The organism is Stutzerimonas sp. LR2, assembly GCF_055755175.1.
In genome coordinates this window covers 1-643 of record NZ_JBVTRR010000086.1, presented here as the reverse complement: position 1 = coordinate 643, position 643 = coordinate 1, and the positions used below count along the sequence as shown (strand labels likewise).

Sequence of the window (643 nt, the reverse complement as noted above, 5' to 3'; positions counted from 1 at the left end):
TTTCTTGCAGCATTGGCAGAGATTGATCCACGGTAACCTCCTGATTTGTTTTGGAGGGTCATCTATTAATGAACACCGCCAAACAGGGTGAAGTGTGATAAAAAAGGCCGGATAACCGGCCTATTCTGCGATGACAGCGCGTTGGCTTATGCCTCTGCGTCGCCCTCACCTTCACCGTCATGAGCCTCAGTGGCTTCGTCACTGCCTTCGTTTTCAGCCTCAGCGGCTTCTTTCGCGGCCTGCTCAGCTTCTTCTTCCAGTTTGGCCGCTTCTACGTCGCTCAGCGCAGCCATCAGTTGGCGGGCAACTTCAGGCGACAGACGCAGCACCACTTCTTCCGGCACAGTTTCAGCGATTTCAATCTGGTTTTCGTGCTCAGCCGTTGGAGCTGGAGGGATCTGCGAGCGCAGCTGATCCAGCGTCGGCAACAGGCTTTCGAAGGTTTTGCGCACGACTTTCGGTTTCACCTTGGCTTTCTTAGGCGAAGACACGTAGCGCGCTGTGACGCGGTTTTTACCTGCTTGCTCGGCTTTAGCCAGAGAAGCCATCAGGATTTCGAAAGCGTCACGGTCGGTGCCTTGGCATTCCGTAATAACGTCGATCGCAACGTCACCAGAAACCTTATCTTCCCGAACCAATTTTT

Annotated in this window: 1 protein-coding gene; it reads right to left on the bottom strand. The window is 53.7% G+C overall.

Going from position 1 to position 643, the window contains the following annotated elements; all coding sequences use genetic code 11:
• Nucleotides 1–146 precede the first annotated feature (146 nt).
• Nucleotides 147–643: hypothetical protein (locus tag ACVRRC_RS22195; protein WP_472997608.1), on the bottom strand; the 497-nt coding region annotated here is incomplete at its 5' end.